We start from the raw sequence: 19581 nt of genomic DNA on the forward strand, positions 1-19581 counted from the left end.
ATTATAAGATAAATTGAAGTGAAATGTCAAAGTATATAATGGAAAAAGAAGAGGTGGTTAGATGGCAACAATAGAAGACTTTTTGAAGCTGGACCTAAGATTGGGTACTATTATAGAGGCCGATTATTTAGAGGGAGCTAAAAAGCCTGCTATCAAATTAAGAATAGATTTTGGAGAACTTGGTGTAAAACAATCCTCTGCTCAAATTACCAACCGATATTCGCCGGAACAATTAATAGGGAAACAAATAACGGCAGTAGTTAATTTTCCAGTGATACGCATTGCCGGTTTCCGGTCCGAGGTGTTGGTTTTGGGCGGTGTGCCGAGCTATGGGGATGTTATTTTGTTAACGCCCGATCAACCAGTGGAAAATGGTACGAAAATTTTCTGAAATGTGATAGCAGATAGGGATATACAGCTGTAACGAAAAGTTTTCATGAATACCTCCTTATCGGCAGTCACATCTCTTTTGATTAGCAATAAAGAACCAGACAGATTTTGCCCTGTTTTCTTTGACAAATTAGCTGAAAAATATACATTATCCGTGGTGATTATGCTAGAATAAAAGAGGATAATAAAAAGCATTTGAGCTATTATCAGGGAAGTTGAAGAGGAGGCAATCATAGTGAAATTAGGTGCAATTGAAGCTGGTGGAACAAAATTTGTATTAGGTGTAGGAACCGATCAAGGTGATATTCTGGAAAAGGAAATTATTCCAACCGAACATCCCGATATTACAGTCCCGAAGATCATTGCCTTTTTTGAAGGAAAAGGAATTGATCGTTTAGGGGTAGGAGGATTCGGACCAATTGATATTAATAAGCAAAGCGATACATATGGACAACTCCAAAAAACACCCAAACTAGATTGGGTAGATTATCCACTAGGGGCAACGTTAAAGGAAGCGCTCCAGGTTCCAATCGAGATTGATTCTGACGTAAACGTGGCAGCGATGTCAGAGGCGAAGTGGGGGAATGCAACCGATGTTGATACGTGTTTATACATAACCGTGGGGACAGGGATTGGTGCAGGAGCTTACTTCAACGGTCAAACGCTTAAAGGGCTGTCACATCCAGAAATGGGACATATAAGGGTAATCCGCCATCCCGATGATAATTTTGAAGGCGCTTGTCCGTATCATAAAGACTGTCTGGAAGGGCTTGCTGCCGGACCAGCCTTAGAGCAAAGATGGGGTAAAAAAGGGCAGGAATTAGCAGATGATGAGAAAGTATGGGAGATGGAGGCATACTACCTTGCCCAAGCGTTAACCAACTACATTTACATTCTTTCTCCTGAGCGAATTATTATGGGTGGCGGTGTGATGAAACAAGCACAATTATTCCCGTTAATTCGTAAAAATGTCTTGGAAATGCTGAATGGCTATGTCAGCTCTCCTTATTTAACGGAAAAAGAAATCGATCGTTATATAGTCGCTCCAGGCTTAACAGACGAAGCCGGTGTCAAAGGTGCCTTGTATTTGGCGATGGATCGGTAAAAATTCTACAAAACCCTGTCATGAAAATATGGCAGGGTTTTGTGAAGGAATAATGGTCGAACGTGCAATATAATCGCTTACACCCTTTTTATATGCTAAACTAGCTTTATAAAGAATAGAGGAGTGAAAGCATGAAAAAATTAGAACTTGGAAAGAGTGGTTTACAAGTTAGTGAGATTTCATTAGGCTGCATGCGCATGGATCAGTTATCCGTTCAAGAGGCTAATCGTGTGATTCAAAATGCCTTGGATTTGAATATTGATATGTTTGACCATGCCGATATCTATGGTAAAGGTCGGTCCGAGGAAATCTTCGCAGAGGCGATTCAGATGTCTCCGTCGGTTCGTGAGCAAATGGTTATTCAAACAAAATGCGGTATTCGAGACGGTTTTTTTGATTTCTCCAAAGAACATATTCTATCTTCTGTAGAGGGAAGTCTAAAACGTCTAAAAACCGATTATATCGATATTCTGTTATTACATAGACCGGATACCTTAGTTGAGCCCGAAGAAGTGGCAGCGGCCTTTGATGAATTAAAGCAAAGTGGTAAAGTACGTCATTTTGGGGTGAGTAATCATAACCCGTCACAGATCGAATTATTAAAAAAGAATGTCAAACAGGATTTGATTGCGAATCAGTTACAATTAAGCATGATGTTTACTCCGATGATCGATGCTGGCTTAAATGTCAATATGGAGCATGATCCGGCCATTGTGCGTGACGGCGGTATTTTAGATTACAGTCGTTTGCATGATATGACTATTCAGCCATGGTCGCCATTCCAGCATGGTTTCTTCGAGGGAGTATTTATCGATCACGAAAAGTTCCCGCAATTAAATGAAAAGTTACAGGAGTTTGCAGATAGGCACCAAGTGACCAAATCGGCGATCGCCATTGCTTGGATCTTACGCCATCCTGCCAATATGCAGCCAATCGTAGGCACGATGAACCAAGAACGATTAACGAATATTGCCAAGGCAACCGAGGTCACTTTAAGCCGTGAAGAATGGTATGAGCTCTATCGCGTAGCGGGCAATAAGTTACCATAAAACAGTTATTCAAAAGTGATAGGCATACGAAAAAAATGCCTAGTTGAAAGCATTATTGAAGCACGAAGACTCACTTAGTTAAGAAGCTTCCTTTTGCAATGAAAGGAAGCTTCTTCGTATAGAAATAGCTATCTTTAAAATGACACGTATTCGTTCGTTTCATGAATTGTAAGCGATCAATACTCAAGTGTATAGAAAAATCCCCAACCCTGCGATAAACTGTTCTAGAAAGAGGAACAGAAGGGTTGGGGAGATTTATCCTTATTTCTTGTTTCGTGGCTTTGGCAGCGTTCTTTCCTGGCAACGTTCTTTGACGTGGGAACGCCATGGCAAATAAGCCTTCCAATCTTCCTCATTGGCTAAGGTGGGAAGGTTAGGAAGTTCTTCGAGTAAATAAGTGATATATTTTTCGGGAACGAGGTTATTTTGTTTCGCTGTTTCGATGATACTCATGATAATCGCAGCGGCTGTCGCTCCTTCATAGGTGGCGCTGAATAACCAGTTTTTTCTTCCCATCACGAAGGGTTTGATGGCGCGTTCGGCTCGGTTGTTATCAAGCGCTAGTTTCGCATCTTTCAAGACCGTGCGAAACGTGGACTCGTATGTCAAAGCATACTGTATCGCTTCGCCTAACTTGCTGCCGGATAAAGGATCTTGTTCCCGTAACCAATCAAAAAAGGCATCCATTTTGGGTTTCAAGATGGTTTGGCGTTTCCCCAACCTTTCCTCATCGGATAGTTCGGACCACGCGCGCTCATACGTGAAGAATTGGTCACACCTCTCGGCTGCTTGTCGACTCAACGCATCGGCGGGACAATCCTTTGGCATCGCGTCTATGAATTTGCGACGAACATGCGCCCAACACCCGACCAACTCTACGTTAGAAAGGGCTTGATAAGCTTTCCACATATCACAATGGATGTACCCTTTATACGTACCAAGAAAGCTTTGAGCGACATGGGCTCCCCGACTTGGATCGTGATGATAGAGCGTGATCGGCTTTTCACTATGTTTGGCGCTTAAAAAGGTCCAAAAATGCGTATTCACGGTATCACTTTCCAACACCCGATACGTTGTTTCATCGGCATGTAACATCGGCTGTTGAAGTAGCGTGTCTTTCAACAGTTGATAAAAAGGGGCTAAATAATACTCCGACACTCGTATATGCCAATTGGCAATTTGTTGGCGCGTAATGGGTAAACCAATGCGGTGCCAACCTTTTTCTTGACGATAGGCAGGTACTTTTAACTCAAATTTCTGATGCATCGACTGGGCAATAATCGAAGCAGAACCCAAGCTATTATCGATAGGCGCTTTGGGAACTGGTGCTTTGATAATCTTATCTTCTGGCCCTTGTTTGGAACAGGCTGCGCACTTATAAGCGTGTTGGTAGTGCACTTGTCGTTGAAGCTTGGCAGGAAGGTAAATGACTTCTTCTCGCACGGCATAGCTCCCGATGGCGTCCAACGTTGCCTCACACGTGGGGCAAGTACAGGCCTCTCCCTCCAGTCGATGGTGAACAGGCTGCTCCGGAAACTGGTCTAAAATGGCTTTTTTTCTGCCTTTTGTTTTCTTCCGTTTCGCGGTAACCTCCTCGATGTCCTCTTCCACGATAGGAGGGGCTTCTGGTGCATCAAAGAAGGTGAGTTGATGATCAGGAGGTAGTGTTTCTTTGGATTTACCGAAGATTTTTTGGGTGAGGTAAGCGACTTGTTCCCGCAACAATGTCAGCTCATTCGCTTGTTGAGCGAGCTGAGCTGTTAATTGTTCGATTTGTTTCACTTGTGCTTCGTTGATTTTTAGTAATGTCTCCTCGGGACTCATACGCGTTTCTCCCTTTTATTTTCTAACTATATTATACCATAAAAGGGATATAAAAGCACTCTTTATTTAATAAAAGGCGCGAGAAGAAGCGATTTGTATCGGTGGATCAATCGAAAAACCACGGAGTAGCCAATCCACTTGTTGACTGGTCAGTTCCCGGGCTTCTTTGGTCGTTCGAGGCCATTTTAATTGCCCATTTTCAAACCGTTTATATAACAGCCAGAAACCTTCTCCATCCCAATGCAACATCTTGAAGCGATCCTGCTTGTTTCCACAAAAGAAAAACAACGCTTCTTGAAAAGGATCTAAATGGAATTGGGATTGCACCGTATAAGCCAACGAATCAATCCCATACCGCATGTCTGTTTTTCCACATACAATATAAAACCCTTTCGCTTGCTTTAAATTAACAATCAAATAGAAAAACCTCCTGTATCTTTGTCTTACCATAAGTGTACAGGAGGTGATGCTGCATTTATAGATACTTGGTTATTGATCGCTTACCATGAATTTTAGTGTTATGGAGGTACCAAACATGTTAAAATGATCGATAAAAACGTATGATTAACATGTAAATGAGGTATTGTATGACATTAATCAAAAAGCATAAATATCTCGTCCTCTTCTTATTTTTTCTAATTTTAAGTATTTTCGTTCTTTGGATTAGACCAATGGTTTGGGGACCTTTTGGGTTCGAAAATATGGATGTATCCAATCATCAGGTGGTATCTGAGTCAGAAAATGGGGAATATGCGATTAAGGTATATTATTACCCAGGCCCTACAGCTTATTTCGAGTATACGTACATTGGAGCATTGTATAAGGAGAATGACTTTATGAAAAATATTTTTTGGATTGGACCGAGTGGCAATGATTTTGAGGTAGTATGGTTAAGTGATCAGTCTATTTTGTTAAAAAATCTGAGTGGTGATCCACAGAAAGTGGAGTTGGATGTATTAAAAGATAGCTATGATTTTCGCTGACAAATGCTATTTCTTGTGGGAGTGGAAATAGAAGAGAGGCTACGGTAATCATGTACCATAAACATATCAATAGCAGGTCCAGCAATCAGATCATTCAGAAAGAAAATGATCTGATTTGCATACAAGTACCTTTTTTCAAATCTGTTAAAGACTACGATGAAGTTTCCATATGTTCTTAAAGACTGCGATACAACAGCTTGCTGGTTAATTCAAATAAGGTTTGTTTATACTCGCCGTCGGGTAGTTTTTTTAACGCCTTTAAAGCCTTGATGGTATATTTCTTTGCTAATTGCTGTGCATACTCAATCCCTTTTGTTTCTTCTACGATGGCCATTATTTCCATTAATTCTTCATCGGTTAGCTCCTCTTTTTTGTCTAAATAAGGAGTTAATAATTCAGGTTTTTCCCGCATGGCATAAAGAAGCGGAAGGGTATAGACACCTTGGCGAATGTCCGCTAACTGGGGTTTTCCCATGGTCTTGCGATCCCCAGTGAAATCTAGTATATCGTCGATGATTTGAAAGGCCATTCCAATATAATGCCCCATATTCCAGGCAATCATCGCTTGTCTGCGTGAAGTCTGGCCGGTAATGGCCCCAGAATAACAGCTGACTGCAAACAACTGTGCCGTTTTACCAGATATACGATTCAGATAATCTTTGACACTTGTCACCTGTTGATAACGGGAATGGAGTTGATCTAATTCACCAGTCAAAATTTTCTCCATACTACGAGCATTGAATTCTAGATGAGATAGTGATTTGGCATATTTAGACAAAATCGTAAAGCATACACAAAATAAATAATCACCGGAATAAACAGCAAATTGATTTCCTTGGTGCGTGTGAATCGTTGGTGATCCGTGGCGGGCGTCTGCTTCATCAATCACATCATCATGAACGAGCGTTGCCATGTGCAATGTCTCCAGTGCTGCCGCTACAGCAACCGCTCTTTCTTTTTCCTCCGATGTGGTCCCCCCTATCTGAGCACATAAGAGGGTATAAGCCGGACGCAGCAATTTCCCTCCAGAAGAAAGTAATCCACGGATAATCGCCTCAATTTGTTTATCATGAATGTGCATGTGGGCTGCGATAATCTGTTGGACAGCGCGCAAATCCGTTTTTAATTGCGGATATGATTCCCACATTGGATGAACTTGGATAGTCATCATTATCACCCCTGTTAAATGTTAAAAAGAATAACGTTTTTTATACTCCCATTCTTGCAAACTACGATAATAGTGGAGCTTCTCCACATGATTTAATAGATAATTGGCTACGATACCTACCGCAACCCCTGTCAGAATACCGATAAATGATAAAACAGGTAAGTAGAGCAGTACGGTCCATGTTTGGGCAATCCAGCTGGCGATAGTTAATTGCCCGATGTTGTGCAAGATAGCGCCTGTTACACTGACGCCAATAAGACTAACACGTGATGGACCAAGCTTTTTCACTCCCCACATACCTATAAAACTGAACAAGGCTCCTAATGCGCTGTACATAAAGGAAGAAATCGTTCCTCCCAGTAAAGCAGCCAGGGTAATGCGTATCGTTACGACTTTGGCAACATCTTTGGTGTGCAGGGTGTATAACGCCATACAGGTAATAATGTTGGCTAAACCAAGCTTTGCACCAGGAGCAATCACAAAGGGGGAAGGAATCGCGCGTTCCAGCAAGCCGATAATCACCGCTTGAGCAGCTAGTAATGCAATATACACAAGGCGCTGGTTATTTGTCATGATCGATCCTCCCCTTCTATTGGAATACATACTTTCTAGGTGTCAACATCCATTTTGTATAAATAACGGAAGATAATGGACACAAAATGATCAGTTATGATCAATGGGGGAGAACCCCCACTGATGTCAGTCTATTGATCATCTTTATAAATCGCTCGTTCCTTACCGTACCAGATGTCACCAGCTTTTTTCTGTAACCAAGGTACAACCCAATAATCTAAACCAATGGAACGTCCGGAACCATTAAGCAAGGCAATGGAGGCAGGAAGTGCCCAAACTTTATCCCAACCTAGCATAGCAGACAGGGTAAACATGGTCAGGAATCCAACACTCGCTACGTTCGCTAACCAAGTAAAGAGACCGAAAACAATCGCAAGTCCCATAAATAATTCAATGAATACAACAACTTTTTGCATAAATACGGCCATCTCAGGTGTTGGTAAGACAAGTTTCATAAACCATTCAAAGATACCAGGCATTTCGCTTAGGATAGGAGTAGCCCATTCTACAGCTCCTTCAGCCGCTTCACTTGCGCCACTAGCAGCCTCAGAGGCACCGCTGTTTGGTGTTTGTAGCCATTCAAACGGCATCCTCACGGTATTACCAGTCAACCAAGAACCTTCACCTAAACCTTGGAATAATTGAGGTATATTTTTGAAACTGGATGTCGCTTCTTCCCAAGTCGCCGCTCCCCAGATTTTCGAACCAGCTTCCACTAACCAAAAGCCACCAACGAACAAGCGTAACGGTAAACTCCATAAGACATTACCGTATCGAGTGGATAGCCCGCGGAAGATATTTCGCTTATCTTTTGTGTGAAAAAACTCATGCATAATATAATGGAACATATAATAGCCGCTTCGAATACCAAAGAAATAGTATAGGTTAACCATGTGTTTCATAAAGTTGGCAAACCAGCCACTGAGACGTAGTCCCATTAAATTAGCGACACCGTATCTTGCCCCTATGGAAACCATTGTGCCGTGATATTTACCGTCATAAGCCTCTTTTTGGCCGTTATCGATCTCGGCAATAATTGATTTAGCTGCAGTTACACCTGTTTGCTCTGCTGCTTCGACAATTTGCGGGGTTGGTTTTCCCTCTTCTTCTTCAAAGTAAGCCAAGTCCCCAATGACATAGACATCTTCCAAATCTTCCGCTTCCATATACTCATTTACTTTTAAGCGACCTGCTCTAGCGCTTGGAATACCATATTCCTCTGTATCCGAGTTTGCTTTGACACCTGCTGTCCATATTAAGGTGTGGGTAGGCAGGGTCTCTCCAGATTCAAATACCACACTGTCCTCTTTTACTTCGACAATTGGTGAATTTTTCAACAGTTTGACGCCTTTTTTATTTAAATAGGCTTCCGCTTTGTCGGCACTTTTGCGGTCCAACATATTCAGAATAGTAGACATTGCTTCTACTACATACAATTGAATATCCTCTTCGTCTAGTTTATTTTCTTTGGCCAGTCGGTATTTCCATTCGATTAATTCCCCAATCATTTCAATGCCAGTAAAACCAGAGCCGCAAACGGTAAAAGTTAACATGGCTTGTCGCTTCTCAGGGTCACGCTCTAACGCAGCTCGTTTCACCACATCTTCTAAGTGATGACGAACGCGAACAGCATCCTCCCAAGACCAAAGGGTGAAACCATGCTCTTTTACACCAGGTGTGCCGAAATCATTGGCCTCTCCACCCATTCCTAAAATAAGATAGTCAAATGCATATTCCCCATGTTCAGTATGGATGGTTTTACTATCATGATCCACCTTTGTGACATTGTCTGTGACAAGATTCACTTTTGTACGATTAAATAACCGCCGTAAGTCAAATTGAATAGCAGAAGGCTCCACACGATGTGCAGCTACCTCGTGTAATTCTGTCATCATCGTATGATAGGAATGACGATCAATTAGCGTGATGGTGATTTCATCATTTTTTTTGTACTTTTTCGCTAATTTCTTAGCGGCATGAACACCAGCATAACCTGCCCCAATGATAACAATATTCTTCTTGGTCATTATCTCTCCACTCCTTTACTTAATAAATATCCTTGATCACTTTACTTTGTGAAATTGTGATCAATTACATTGTAACACACTTTGCTCATTTGTCTATAAAAATGATAAAGATTTCACAAATTAAACAAAAATAGAATCATGTTATAGAAAACAGGATCACAGAAAAAACATTGGTATATAACAATATATGCAATATTTTTATAGACATACAGACAAAAACGTTGTACAATTAAAATATAAAGTTTGTGAAATAATTAACAATAAATATAACTAAAACATTGTGAAAAGAATAACTAGTTTGATGGGGAATGCAATGGATTAGTCAAACGAATAAGAAGGGGTGGATAAACATGTGGAGACAAACGTGGATTTTAGGCATCATTAGTATGTTGATTATGGCAGGATGTTCTAATGGTACTAGTCAAGCAGACGATCAGCGCAGCTTAACCGACAAACCTTATGAAGAAACCGAGTTTTTATTGGGTACTGTGGTAACGGTCAAAATTTATGACGAAGAGAAAGAAGCGGTACTAGACAAAACCTTTGATCGAGTAAGAGAATTGGAAGATAAAATCACGATGAATGAAGATGGCAGTGAGGTCAATGAAATAAATCAGCAAGCTGGGAAGCAGCCTGTTCCAGTATCAGACGATGTATATAGTGTGATTGAGGCAGGGAAGAATTACAGTGAGTTAGCTGACGGTTCCTTTGATATTACGATCGGTCCAATTACCGGTCTTTGGAATATTGGTATGGATAATGCAAGAAAACCAACAGAAGAAGAGATTGATCAGGTATTGCCACTCGTTCATTACGAACAAGTGGCATTAGATCAAGCCGATCAATCGGTTCTGCTTCAAGAAGCGAATATGCTGTTAGACTTAGGGGCGATTGCTAAAGGTTATATTGCTGATGAGATTGTACAGCTTCTGGAAGAGCAGGGTGTGACAACGGCTATTATTGATTTGGGAGGAAATATATACGTGTTGGGTGATCAGCCGTCAGGTGGACAGTGGACAGTAGGTATTCAAAATCCTTTTATGGATAGGGGAGAAACTGTTGGTAAGCTGATGACGGTCAATCAATCTATTGTTACTTCAGGGATTTATGAACGCTATTTGGAAGTGGATGGGCAAAGGTATCACCACTTATTAGATCCTAAAACAGGTTATCCATTTGATGGTGAATTAGCCAGTGTTTCAATTATTAGTGATGATTCGATCGACGGTGATGCCTTGTCTACGATTTTGTTCTCAAAAGGTCTCCAAGCAGGAATGGAATTTATCGAGGAGTTTGAGGGTGTAGAGGCAATATTCATTACGAAGGATAAGGAAGTATACACAACAGAAGGGCTAGTTGATCAATTTGAGTTAACGAATGAGGCGTTTAGCCTGGAATAATAGGGGGGAGATTAGGATGAGGGGTACTACATTTTTGAAATTAGTAGAGATTCGTACGAAATTAGCGAGTTTATTTCCATTTTTGATTGGTCTGTTATTTGTGATATATCGTTATGAGGTTATTCAACCAGTCAATACCATCATTTTCTTTTGTGCGATGTTGTTGTTTGATTTGACGACAACGGCGATTAATAATTACATGGATTATAAAAAAGCAGTAAGCGATGACTACCGAGAACAATCTAATGTGATTGGACAAGAGAAAATCCCGGAAAAAGTAGTAGTAGCAACGATTATCACGATGCTGGCTATTGCTTCTTTACTAGGAATTTGGCTGGTATTTCGTACCGACTTGTTTGTGTTAATCATCGGCATGTTATGTTTTGCGATTGGTATTTTTTATACGTTTGGGCCGATTCCGCTGTCTCGTATGCCGCTTGGCGAAGTGTTTTCAGGTGTTACCATGGGGTTTGGTATTACCTTTCTCATTATTTACGTCAATGCATTCGATCAAGGGATTGCCCATTTAGGCTGGAGCGGTCGTATGATTACGTTTGAACTAGATGTCTTATTGATGTTGGAGATTTTTCTCATATCATTACCAGCCGTGTTGACTATTGCTAACATTATGCTGGCCAACAATATTTGTGACTTAGAAGAGGATGTTGCCAACCAGCGTTTTACACTACCTTATTATATTGGCAGAAAAAACGCCTTAAGATTATTCCATTTGCTTTATTTTTTGGCATTTCTCGCTATTTTAGGTGCGGTATTGATACAGGTTTTACCTGCTTATGTCCTGCTGGTATTTCTTGTTTTGGGGCCTATTATGAAAAGTATCAAACTATTTAAACAAAGGCAAAGCAAACTGGAAACATTCCCCTTGTCTTTAAAGAATATGATGTTGGTGAATGGAATGATGACAATTACCTTACTTGCAGCGGTATTCTTATCATGATAGTTTGATAGAGAAGGGAGAGGGGAGTGTGATGGTCATGTCTTGTGTAAAGGTGGAGAATTTAACCTTTCGCTATGATTTACGTCAAGATAAACAAACAATTGAAGATGTCTCATTTACGATGGATCCAGGAGAATGGCTAGCTATTGTAGGCCATAATGGTTCAGGAAAATCAACGATTGCCAGACTGCTAGTCGGTTTGTTAACACCGGCTCAAGGTCATATTTATATTAATGGAACAAAATTAATGGAAGAGACAAAATGGGAGCTTCGTCATCAAATTGGTTTAGTGTTTCAAAATCCAGAAAATCAATTTATCGGTACGACTGTCAAAGATGATGTTGCTTTTGCTTTAGAGAATCTTAATATGCCTTATGAGGAAATGAAGCAAAGGGTCGATCATGCACTAGAAAAAGTTGGGATGGCCGCCTATGCCAATTACGATCCTTCCCATTTATCAGGTGGACAAAAACAGCGGGTTGCCATCGCTGGATTACTTGCCTTACACCCGTCGGTCCTTGTCTTAGATGAGGCGATGGTCATGCTAGATCCAGCCAGTAAACAAGAGGTCATGGCTATCCTACATGAATTAAAGGAACACCATCAGCTTGCAATTATTTCGATTACCCATGATATGGATGAAGCTGAAGCTGCAGATCGCATGCTAGTACTCCAACAAGGGAAAGTGGTTGAGACGGGTGAACCTGCCCAAGTGTTTCAATCAGGGGCACAGCTAGAAGTCCCTTTTATTGAACAACTGAGAAGAAAGTTAAAAGAACGAGGTAGCACAATACCGGGTAGCTATATGACAGAAGATGAAATGGTGCGATGGTTATGCAAGTAACATGGGAGCAGGTAACCGCAGATTATCAAGTCGGTCCGATTCGCAGTCCAGAGATTTTAAAGTCTGTCACGGCAACGGTAAAAGAGGGGGCCTTTACAGCGGTGGTAGGTCAGACTGGATCAGGAAAGTCTAGTCTGCTTAAATCGACCAATGGTTTATTGTTGCCGATTCATGGTCGAGTAGGCATAGGTGATTTGGAATTGACCCCTGAAAATAATAAAAAATTACTCAAAGCCGTGCGACGTAAGGTGGGGATGGTTTTTCAATTTCCCGAATCACAACTGTTTGCTGAAACAGTAGAGAAGGATATCATGTTTGCCCCGATGAATTTCGGTTCAACGGAAGCAGAGGCCCGTCGTAATGCCCAAGAAATTATTCAACGATTACAATTAGATGCTTCCGTTCTACAAAAGTCTCCTTTTTCCTTATCGGGTGGCCAGAAACGTTATGTAGCCATTGCCGGGATATTAGCGATGGACCCTGTTATACTGGTGCTGGATGAACCAGGTGCAGGGCTGGATCCAAAGGGAAAAAGAGAAATGATGAAGCTTATTCATAACTGGCATACGGAGCGAGGCTTAACCACCTTATTTGTAACCCATGATATGGATGATGTTGCTTTATATGCGGATCAAGTCATAGTGATGGAAGCGGGAGGGGTTGTCTATCATGGGACCCCAGCTGAGTTATTTACGGATGCAGTGCAGTTAAGAGAATGGGAGTTGGAACTACCCAAGGCACGTCGTCTGCAGTTGAAGATAGAACAAGCGTCGGATATAAAATTATCGCGAACTTGTCTTACCTTAGATGAGCTAACCGATGCATTGATAGAGGCGGGATTAGCATGAATAAGTTAATCTTAGGACGCTATTTTCCTGGAAACTCACTGTTGCACCGGAACGATCCACGTGCTAAGCTGATCGCGGGTATCTCTTTTATTGCTATTTTATTTATAGCGAATAATTGGCAGACATATACGATACTTTGGCTGTTTACATTTTCGATGATGCGTTTATCCGGTGTTTCTTTTCGCGTCTATCTGCGTGGAGTCCGACCTTTAATCTGGCTGATTCTTTTTACCGTCATGTTACAATTGTTATTTACGGCAGGTGGTGAAATTTATTTGGATTGGGGACCTATCACCATTTCATCCTTTGGTTTAATAAATAGTGTTTATATTTTCAGTCGGTTTACCATGATCATTTTTATATCCACAGTGATTACATTAACGACGAAGCCCATTGATTTAACGGATGCGATTAACTATTTACTCCAGCCTTTAGGCAGGTTGAAGTTGCCAGTTAACGAGATATCGCTTATGCTCTCGATATCCTTACGCTTTATCCCCATTGTGTTAGATGAGACGCAGAAGGTAATGGATGCCCAGCGTGCCCGAGGTACAGAGTTTGGTGAAGGTTCCCTTCCACAGCAAATGAAGAAAATTGTACCGATTTTTGTGCCGTTATTTGAAAGTTCGTTACAACGAGCAGAGGATATGGCGAATGCTATGGAGGTTAGGGGTTATCAATCCAACAAGCCTAGATCTTCTTTCCGTCGTTTGAGCTGGCATGGAATCGACACAATCACGCTTCTTGTCATGGTATTATTAACGTTCATTCTGATTCTGCTGCGAACGGGAGGGTGAGTGTGATAACCAAGCGTTCTGCAGTGGTTGGCCGGGGCATTGTCGTGCACCATCTTCAGCTTAACGTGATTTAACGTGCGGTAGTCTAGCTGGAAGTGTCAGTTTATGACGTTTATTCTTCTTTAAGAGGGAGCTTTCTGCTAGAAATGCCGCACGCATAAGAGCACAAAAACGAGCGACATCATTCGATGGGTTTCCTCTTATTCAATATTTCACAAACTATTCACAAAACTACCGTTCACAACGTTTGATCACATGATATAATTATTGTGAAAGAAATCACATAATGAAATTTATTGGGAGGTAATTCGAATGAGAATCAAGTTATTCGCAACATCTATTTTATTAGTAGGTTTATTAGCTGCATGTGGCTCAAATGGGGAAGATCAAACCGAGGATACTGCAGCAAATGGAAATGGGGAAGAGGATGCAGTTACAACGGCATCTATTGTCAACGAATCAGAGGCTTTTGTAGATGCAGTAGGTGAAGATGGCACATGGATCATTGCCACTTTGGAAGATATTACAGTGGACGAAGATGTCGTAGTCGCTGGTGAATTCCATGACAAAGGTGATGAGGCAAATGATATTTATCGAAAAATTGCGCCTTATACCCAAGATGAGGATCACAACATTACCGATTCTTATACGATCACCGTACCGAGTTTGACCGTTCAGAGCGAAAACTTAAATTTCCAAGGCGGAACACTAGCTGGTGATGTGATTGTAGAAGCCAATGGTTTTACGCTTGATGAGTCAGCGACAATTGATGGTAACCTGCAGTTTGCTAATGAAGATGTCGAAGCTTCTGCAACGATTGATGGTGAAGTGACGGGTGAAATAGAATAAAAAAGAAAGTGGCACACCAACACAGATTGGCCGTGCCACTTTTGTGTGTTCGTTGGACTTCATTACAATCGGTGTTGGCAAGGCTGTGATTTTGAAATAGCAGATCTGATGACGACTAAAATGAGTAAACATCGCGAAAAAATGGTTGTCATTTGGAAAATGACGACCAAAAGGAGTGCAAATCTCAAGATAATGTCCGTCATTTGTATGGACAAAGGAGTAAACTTCTTGCCATGATGACGCATAGTTTTCTCGATCAAGCAAGTCTTCTTACAGATACAACGTCGCTAGAAAAATTCCCAGCATATCTTGATAGATTTGTTCAGATTGGCGAATCGGCAGGGGATTCATTCCTAATCCTAATTCAATCGTGAAACCGGGTTTTTGAAATTCTTGAATAAACCAATCCTTATAACCAGCAAAGCTGTCGACATATTGAACAGACTTATAGCCGCTTACGCGTTGATATTCACTGGCAATGCGGTGTGCGGCGGCTGGTTCTAAGCCTTGATACCCCCAATAAAATTCCTGACCTTGTGTATGTAGAGCGTTCATAATATCAAAAGAATGATGTTGTGCCAAAGCAGACATAGCGATTGCTTCTGGTTCAGTTAATGGCTGGTAGCCTGGGAAATCCCTAAAGCTCGGTGCTGTTGGTTTTCTGGAGGCATCCACTTCCCATAATGCAGCGAATTGATTGTTAAGGTCAACGCCATGGATATTAGCTTTCCAATTGGTGAAATCATGGTTTCCTTGGTTGATGGACAATACATCGTTCTGTTTGTCCTCAGCCGCCTGTGCTCCAAATAATACTAGGTCTACGCCGTCCGGATTGACCATAGGAACAAGTGAAAGCGTATTTTGTACAAAATAAGGTAATAAGTCGAGACCTTTAAGTGGTAGTCGGTTGGTTAATGCAAGCAGGTATTGGTTGATGAACTGCATGATAATAGAAGTAGTAATCCATTCATTGGCATGAAAAGAACCATTGATATGTTTTTTCTGAGATCCCCAACCAATCTGCAGTTCGATCATTTCCTTGTCTAACACACTATGACCAATAATTTTTTTTTGCAAAAAAGGATAAACGGTCAATAAACGGTCTATATCCCGTCGAAATTTTACAAAGGAGTATTGATCTGTATCCGTAATGAGCATGTGTCTTACTCTAACGGGCAGTAAAATCAATTCTCCTTGTTGTAAGGGCTGGGATATCGTCGTTTGGTTAAGCAGTAATATTTGATCAAGCGGGAGTTGGCGCTGTTGGGAAAGGGTCCAGCAAGTATCGCCAGCTTGAATGGTATAAGGGACTGTTGTGTAACCAGGGATGTGCAGTACTTGTCCGGTAGCTAGTGAATCATCGGATAGAGTAGGATTAGAGGCAGCGATTAGTGGTAAGGGCAAGTCAAATAATTGACTGTAATACGAAAACGTATCATGATGACGTACGGTAATCTCCATAACCAATAACCTCCACTTCTTTATTCATAATTAAATATATGAAGGAATGGCAGGTTTCATGAGATAAACAACTCTGGTTGTCAGATTCCCACTTCAAAAAAGATGCATGGGAGATCAACAGCCAGTAACGGGCCGCTTGGTTTAACTAACCGGAATGAAGTTGCACTTTATTATAAAGCTACGGTATGATGACCATTATTGAGCAATTGTAAATCTTGTGAAAAATTATAAACAGCAGCCTCTAATGGAAGAATTTGCGTATGGGCCTCAATAAAATTATGAATCATCGTCGCAGAAATCACCCGAAGTAAGTGCGAGAAGTAGGTTTTATTTTCAAAAGGTGCTGGTGCCACTTCTAGCTGCAAATGAAAAATGACTTCCGTATCAATAGTAAACACCGACGTGATCGCCTGATGTATGTGACCGTTTAGATTTAACAGAGCTTGTGTTAAAAGGGAGAAATGTTCTCGCTCTTTCAGCAGCCAGGAAAACAAATACTGGCTTGATTGAAAGATATCGCCTCGTTCTTCTCTTAATATTTTCATTAATTGATCAGCTACTTCGGTGATTTGCTGGTCGAACATATAAAAATAGGCATCGGCTAAATCAGAAAAATATTGATAAAAACTTCCACGAGGTATTTCGGCAGTCGCTATTATTCGAGCAATGGACGCATTAATGAGCGGATGTTGTGAAAATTCTTTATGCAATGCCTGAACTAGCTTGCGTTTTTTTTCATCAGGTAAATTAAAAAAAGTGTCTTTCGGCATGTTGTGTCACCTCTTTATTTTAGGTACTAGTAAAGGATGTTCAAATGATGTATCGAGTTTCCGCTAATGTCCTGTGGATGTGTGCAAGTCAGCACACCTGTATCTGGGAAAAAAAGATTAATTTGTTCATGTACTAGTAAGTATTATATCGGTAGAATTTATAAAGATTAAATACAATCTCCATAAAAAAATCAGCAATTTCTTTTTATTCCAGTTGAACCTTATTTCATTTGCTGGCAAAATGTGATAAACTATAATAACAACGTTGTTAAACGGAGGTGGCTAACTACTTGACAGAGTTTTTCTTTATTTTTAAAGATGTTATCTTGCCTGTTTTTATATTATTAGCTATTGGCTTTGTTTTACACATGAAATTTCAATTAGATTTAGCTACCTTGGCCAAACTAAATATTTATTTTTTGGTGCCAGGTTTTATCTTTGTCCGATTGTATGAAACATCGTTTGATGGCAAGCTATTCTTTTATGTGTTTGCTTTTTTTGTATTATTGGTGCTATTGCTTTATCTAGCTGCCTTGTTATTAGCAAAGCTTTTACATATTAGCGGAGGCAGAAAAACAACTTTTACCAACAGTGCGATTTTTTTTAATTCAGGTAACTATGGTGTGCCAGTTAATGACCTGGTTTTTCGCGGAGATCCTTATGCCATGTCTATTCAAGTGATTGTTTTAACCTTACAGAATATTTTTCTATTTTCCTATGGTATTTTCTCGTTAAGGGCAGCTCAGGATGGCAAATGGAAGGCGATTTTAGGTTATTTTCGTATGCCAGTTTTATACGCAATGCTTGCCGGCGTATTACTTAATATTGGTAATATCCCGATTCCAGCTTCCATCTGGACGTCAGCAAGTTATATTGCTGACGCAATGGTAGCGCTTGCCTTGATCACATTAGGAGCACAAGTGGCTCGATTAAAGTTTAAGAAGGTCTTGACCAGTGTTTACGTCAGTATTGGTTTGCGTCTTATCGGGGGACCGTTACTTGCCTTCGTGATTATTGCTTATGTCTTTCGGCTAGATGGAATATTAGCACAAGCCCTATTGATTGCCTCTGCTATGCCAACATCTGTAAACAGTGCCGTGATTGCAGAGGAGTACAACAGTCATCCCGATTTGGCGGCACAAACTGTGCTTTATTCTACGATTGTTAGTATGATAACAGTGACGGCAACGGTATATATTGCACAAATCATATTTTAAGAGAGGTGACAGTTCATGGGTATTTTACAGGAGTTAGTTGGGGATATCCCTATTCCACAAGTGGCAAAGGTAAAACAGTATTTTGATAATCAGCAAATAGATGATTTTACAACCGCATTATCCGATCGTTTATATGTAAAAAAGATAGAAAATCAAGTGCAACCAGGAATGGAAATTGCGGTAGCGGTAGGCAGCAGAGGGTTGGATAAACTGGTGGAAATGACAAAGCTTACGATTGATTTCCTTAAAGATCAAGGTGCGAAGCCATTCATCGTACCGTGTATGGGAAGTCACGGAGGAGCAACCGGTCCAGGACAAAAGGCGGTTTTGGAACATCTCGGTATCAGAGAAGAGGTAGTTGGTGCGGAGATCCGTTCTTCTATGGAAGTAGTAAAGATTGATGAATTGGAAAATGGCTTACCGATCTATGTGGATAAATTAGCATCTGAGGCAGATGGTATCGTTGTAATTAATCGTGTGAAACCACATACGGCTTTCCGGGGTCCATTTGAAAGCGGCATTATGAAAATGATTAGTATCGGGTTAGGAAAGCAAAAAGGAGCAGAAGCTTGTCATCAATTAGGTTTTAAGCATATGGCGGAGCATGTCCCAGCAATGGGAAAGATCATTCTGGATAAAATGCCGATCCTGTTTGCTGTTGCTACGGTGGAGAACGCTTTTGATAAGGTAGCGGTTCTGGATGTTCTCTTGCCAGAGGAGATTGAAGACAAAGAACCTGTGCTGCAAGAACAAGCGAAACAATCATTGCCACAAATCATGTTTGACAAAATCGATGTATTGATTATTGATGAAATCGGTAAAAACATTAGTGGTGATGGGATGGACCCAAATATTACTGGAAGATATCCCACTCCATATGCTTATGGCGGACCTGATGTAACGAAGATGGTGGTGCTTGATTTAACCGAAGAAACCGAAGGCAATGCCAATGGGGTAGGAACTGCCGATTTTACGACGCAACGTTTGGTAGATAAGATGGATCGTGAAGCAACTTATGCCAATGGTTTAACTTCTACTGTAGTAGGTCCTACACATATTTCAACTGCCATGCCAAACGATAAAACGGCGGTACAGGCAGCTATTAAGACATGTAATATCTTACATTTTGAAAAAGCAAGAGTCGTTCGTATTAAGAACACCTTGGAAATCGGGGAAATTGAAGTATCAGAGACCATGTTAGATGATGTAGAACAGCACCAAGGCATAGAGAAGCAAACGGATTTCTACACATGGGAATTTGATGAAAAAGGAAATTTCATAAATTAATCAGACGAAATACATTTTTGGAGGGTGATCA

At 40.9% G+C, this 19581-nt stretch carries 19 protein-coding genes; 12 read left to right on the top strand and 7 right to left on the bottom strand.

From position 1 onward, the window contains the following. Positions 1-61: 61 nt before the first annotated feature. From csaA to BN6556_RS12600, 3 genes are all read left to right on the top strand, one after another. Positions 62-391: a chaperone CsaA gene (csaA, locus tag BN6556_RS12590; protein WP_066191981.1), complete on the top strand. Its 330-nt coding sequence runs from the start codon at positions 62-64 to the stop codon at positions 389-391. A gap of 234 nt (positions 392-625) precedes the next feature. Beyond that, positions 626-1495: an ROK family protein gene (locus BN6556_RS12595; RefSeq protein WP_078060091.1), complete on the top strand. Its 870-nt coding sequence runs from the start codon at positions 626-628 to the stop codon at positions 1493-1495. Between the two features lie 131 nt (positions 1496-1626). After that, complete coding sequence (locus tag BN6556_RS12600) at positions 1627-2544, top strand: aldo/keto reductase (RefSeq protein WP_066191986.1); 918 nt, start codon at positions 1627-1629, stop codon at positions 2542-2544. Positions 2545-2805: 261 nt separating this feature from the next. On the opposite strand, the gene tnpC is transcribed toward BN6556_RS12600, so the two are convergent. Then, on the bottom strand, positions 2806-4368 hold the full coding sequence (tnpC, locus tag BN6556_RS12605) for an IS66 family transposase (protein ID WP_222860567.1): 1563 nt from the start codon (positions 4366-4368) through the stop codon (positions 2806-2808). Positions 4369-4434: 66 nt separating this feature from the next. Further along, complete coding sequence (gene tnpB / locus BN6556_RS12610; RefSeq protein WP_205410304.1) at positions 4435-4785, bottom strand: IS66 family insertion sequence element accessory protein TnpB; 351 nt, start codon at positions 4783-4785, stop codon at positions 4435-4437. Positions 4786-4955: 170 nt separating this feature from the next. On the opposite strand from tnpB, the gene BN6556_RS12615 reads away from it, so the two are divergent. Then, positions 4956-5351 (top strand): DUF5412 family protein, encoded by a 396-nt coding sequence (locus BN6556_RS12615; RefSeq protein ID WP_066191988.1) that lies wholly within the window; start codon positions 4956-4958, stop codon positions 5349-5351. Positions 5352-5526: 175 nt separating this feature from the next. Here the strand turns inward: BN6556_RS12615 and BN6556_RS12620 are convergent, their stop codons facing one another. The 3 genes from BN6556_RS12620 to BN6556_RS12630 all read right to left on the bottom strand — a co-directional run bounded on the left by BN6556_RS12620 (position 5527) and on the right by BN6556_RS12630 (position 9119). Further along, entirely contained in the window at positions 5527-6513 is a 987-nt protein-coding gene (locus tag BN6556_RS12620; RefSeq protein WP_066196344.1) for a polyprenyl synthetase family protein, read from the bottom strand. 27 nt (positions 6514-6540) lie between these two features. Continuing rightward, complete coding sequence (locus BN6556_RS12625; RefSeq protein WP_066191990.1) at positions 6541-7092, bottom strand: Gx transporter family protein; 552 nt, start codon at positions 7090-7092, stop codon at positions 6541-6543. 131 nt (positions 7093-7223) lie between these two features. After that, the gene (locus tag BN6556_RS12630; RefSeq protein WP_066191992.1) at positions 7224-9119 is read right to left on the bottom strand and encodes an FAD-dependent oxidoreductase; all 1896 of its coding nucleotides are present in this window, start codon (positions 9117-9119) and stop codon (positions 7224-7226) included. A gap of 344 nt (positions 9120-9463) precedes the next feature. Between BN6556_RS12630 and BN6556_RS12635 the strand changes: the two genes are divergently transcribed. The 6 genes from BN6556_RS12635 to BN6556_RS12660 all read left to right on the top strand — a co-directional run bounded on the left by BN6556_RS12635 (position 9464) and on the right by BN6556_RS12660 (position 14815). Then, positions 9464-10519 (top strand): FAD:protein FMN transferase, encoded by a 1056-nt coding sequence (locus tag BN6556_RS12635; protein WP_392388609.1) that lies wholly within the window; start codon positions 9464-9466, stop codon positions 10517-10519. A gap of 16 nt (positions 10520-10535) precedes the next feature. Next, positions 10536-11477 (top strand): 1,4-dihydroxy-2-naphthoate polyprenyltransferase, encoded by a 942-nt coding sequence (gene menA / locus BN6556_RS12640; protein ID WP_066191996.1) that lies wholly within the window; start codon positions 10536-10538, stop codon positions 11475-11477. A gap of 37 nt (positions 11478-11514) precedes the next feature. After that, on the top strand, positions 11515-12321 hold the full coding sequence (locus BN6556_RS12645; protein WP_148436779.1) for an energy-coupling factor transporter ATPase: 807 nt from the start codon (positions 11515-11517) through the stop codon (positions 12319-12321). Continuing rightward, on the top strand, positions 12312-13169 hold the full coding sequence (locus BN6556_RS12650) for an energy-coupling factor transporter ATPase (protein WP_066196347.1): 858 nt from the start codon (positions 12312-12314) through the stop codon (positions 13167-13169). Before BN6556_RS12645 ends, BN6556_RS12650 begins: the two co-directional genes overlap by 10 nt. Further along, positions 13166-13966 (top strand): energy-coupling factor transporter transmembrane component T family protein, encoded by an 801-nt coding sequence (locus BN6556_RS12655; RefSeq protein ID WP_066192000.1) that lies wholly within the window; start codon positions 13166-13168, stop codon positions 13964-13966. Before BN6556_RS12650 ends, BN6556_RS12655 begins: the two co-directional genes overlap by 4 nt. Positions 13967-14278: 312 nt before the next feature. Further along, complete coding sequence (locus tag BN6556_RS12660; protein WP_066192002.1) at positions 14279-14815, top strand: hypothetical protein; 537 nt, start codon at positions 14279-14281, stop codon at positions 14813-14815. A gap of 270 nt (positions 14816-15085) precedes the next feature. Here BN6556_RS12660 and BN6556_RS12665 read toward each other — a convergent pair whose 3' ends face one another. Both BN6556_RS12665 and BN6556_RS12670 read right to left on the bottom strand, forming a co-directional pair. Beyond that, positions 15086-16276 carry a M14 family metallopeptidase gene (locus tag BN6556_RS12665; RefSeq protein ID WP_066192004.1) on the bottom strand — a complete coding sequence of 397 codons (1191 nt, stop codon included), beginning with the start codon at positions 16274-16276 and terminating at the stop codon, positions 15086-15088. A 170-nt stretch (positions 16277-16446) separates the two neighbouring features. Further along, a complete protein-coding gene (locus tag BN6556_RS12670) occupies positions 16447-17046 on the bottom strand; it encodes a TetR/AcrR family transcriptional regulator (protein WP_066192006.1) in 600 nt (199 codons plus the stop codon). A 290-nt stretch (positions 17047-17336) separates the two neighbouring features. Between BN6556_RS12670 and BN6556_RS12675 the strand changes: the two genes are divergently transcribed. Beyond that, positions 17337-18263 carry an AEC family transporter gene (locus BN6556_RS12675; protein ID WP_066192010.1) on the top strand — a complete coding sequence of 309 codons (927 nt, stop codon included), beginning with the start codon at positions 17337-17339 and terminating at the stop codon, positions 18261-18263. 15 nt (positions 18264-18278) lie between these two features. Further along, positions 18279-19550 carry a nickel pincer cofactor-dependent isomerase, group 22 gene (locus BN6556_RS12680; RefSeq protein ID WP_066192012.1) on the top strand — a complete coding sequence of 424 codons (1272 nt, stop codon included), beginning with the start codon at positions 18279-18281 and terminating at the stop codon, positions 19548-19550. Positions 19551-19581 lie beyond the last annotated feature (31 nt).

The organism is Gracilibacillus timonensis (genome assembly GCF_900086715.1).
Classification (GTDB): domain Bacteria; phylum Bacillota; class Bacilli; order Bacillales; family Amphibacillaceae; genus Gracilibacillus; species Gracilibacillus timonensis.

Excerpts from the sequence above, each read along its gene's own strand:
- csaA (WP_066191981.1), top strand. The coding sequence starts at position 62 with ATGGCAACAATAGAAGACTTTTTGAAGCTGGACCTAAGATTGGGTACT.
- BN6556_RS12600 (WP_066191986.1), top strand. The coding sequence starts at position 1,627 with ATGAAAAAATTAGAACTTGGAAAGAGTGGTTTACAAGTTAGTGAGATT.
- tnpC (WP_222860567.1), bottom strand. The coding sequence starts at position 4,368 with ATGAGTCCCGAGGAGACATTACTAAAAATCAACGAAGCACAAGTGAAA.
- BN6556_RS12615 (WP_066191988.1), top strand. The coding sequence starts at position 4,956 with ATGACATTAATCAAAAAGCATAAATATCTCGTCCTCTTCTTATTTTTT.
- BN6556_RS12625 (WP_066191990.1), bottom strand. The coding sequence starts at position 7,092 with ATGACAAATAACCAGCGCCTTGTGTATATTGCATTACTAGCTGCTCAA.
- BN6556_RS12630 (WP_066191992.1), bottom strand. The coding sequence starts at position 9,119 with ATGACCAAGAAGAATATTGTTATCATTGGGGCAGGTTATGCTGGTGTT.
- menA (WP_066191996.1), top strand. The coding sequence starts at position 10,536 with ATGAGGGGTACTACATTTTTGAAATTAGTAGAGATTCGTACGAAATTA.
- BN6556_RS12645 (WP_148436779.1), top strand. The coding sequence starts at position 11,515 with ATGTCTTGTGTAAAGGTGGAGAATTTAACCTTTCGCTATGATTTACGT.
- BN6556_RS12650 (WP_066196347.1), top strand. The coding sequence starts at position 12,312 with ATGCAAGTAACATGGGAGCAGGTAACCGCAGATTATCAAGTCGGTCCG.
- BN6556_RS12655 (WP_066192000.1), top strand. The coding sequence starts at position 13,166 with ATGAATAAGTTAATCTTAGGACGCTATTTTCCTGGAAACTCACTGTTG.
- BN6556_RS12660 (WP_066192002.1), top strand. The coding sequence starts at position 14,279 with ATGAGAATCAAGTTATTCGCAACATCTATTTTATTAGTAGGTTTATTA.
- BN6556_RS12665 (WP_066192004.1), bottom strand. The coding sequence starts at position 16,276 with ATGGAGATTACCGTACGTCATCATGATACGTTTTCGTATTACAGTCAA.
- BN6556_RS12670 (WP_066192006.1), bottom strand. The coding sequence starts at position 17,046 with ATGCCGAAAGACACTTTTTTTAATTTACCTGATGAAAAAAAACGCAAG.
- BN6556_RS12680 (WP_066192012.1), top strand. The coding sequence starts at position 18,279 with ATGGGTATTTTACAGGAGTTAGTTGGGGATATCCCTATTCCACAAGTG.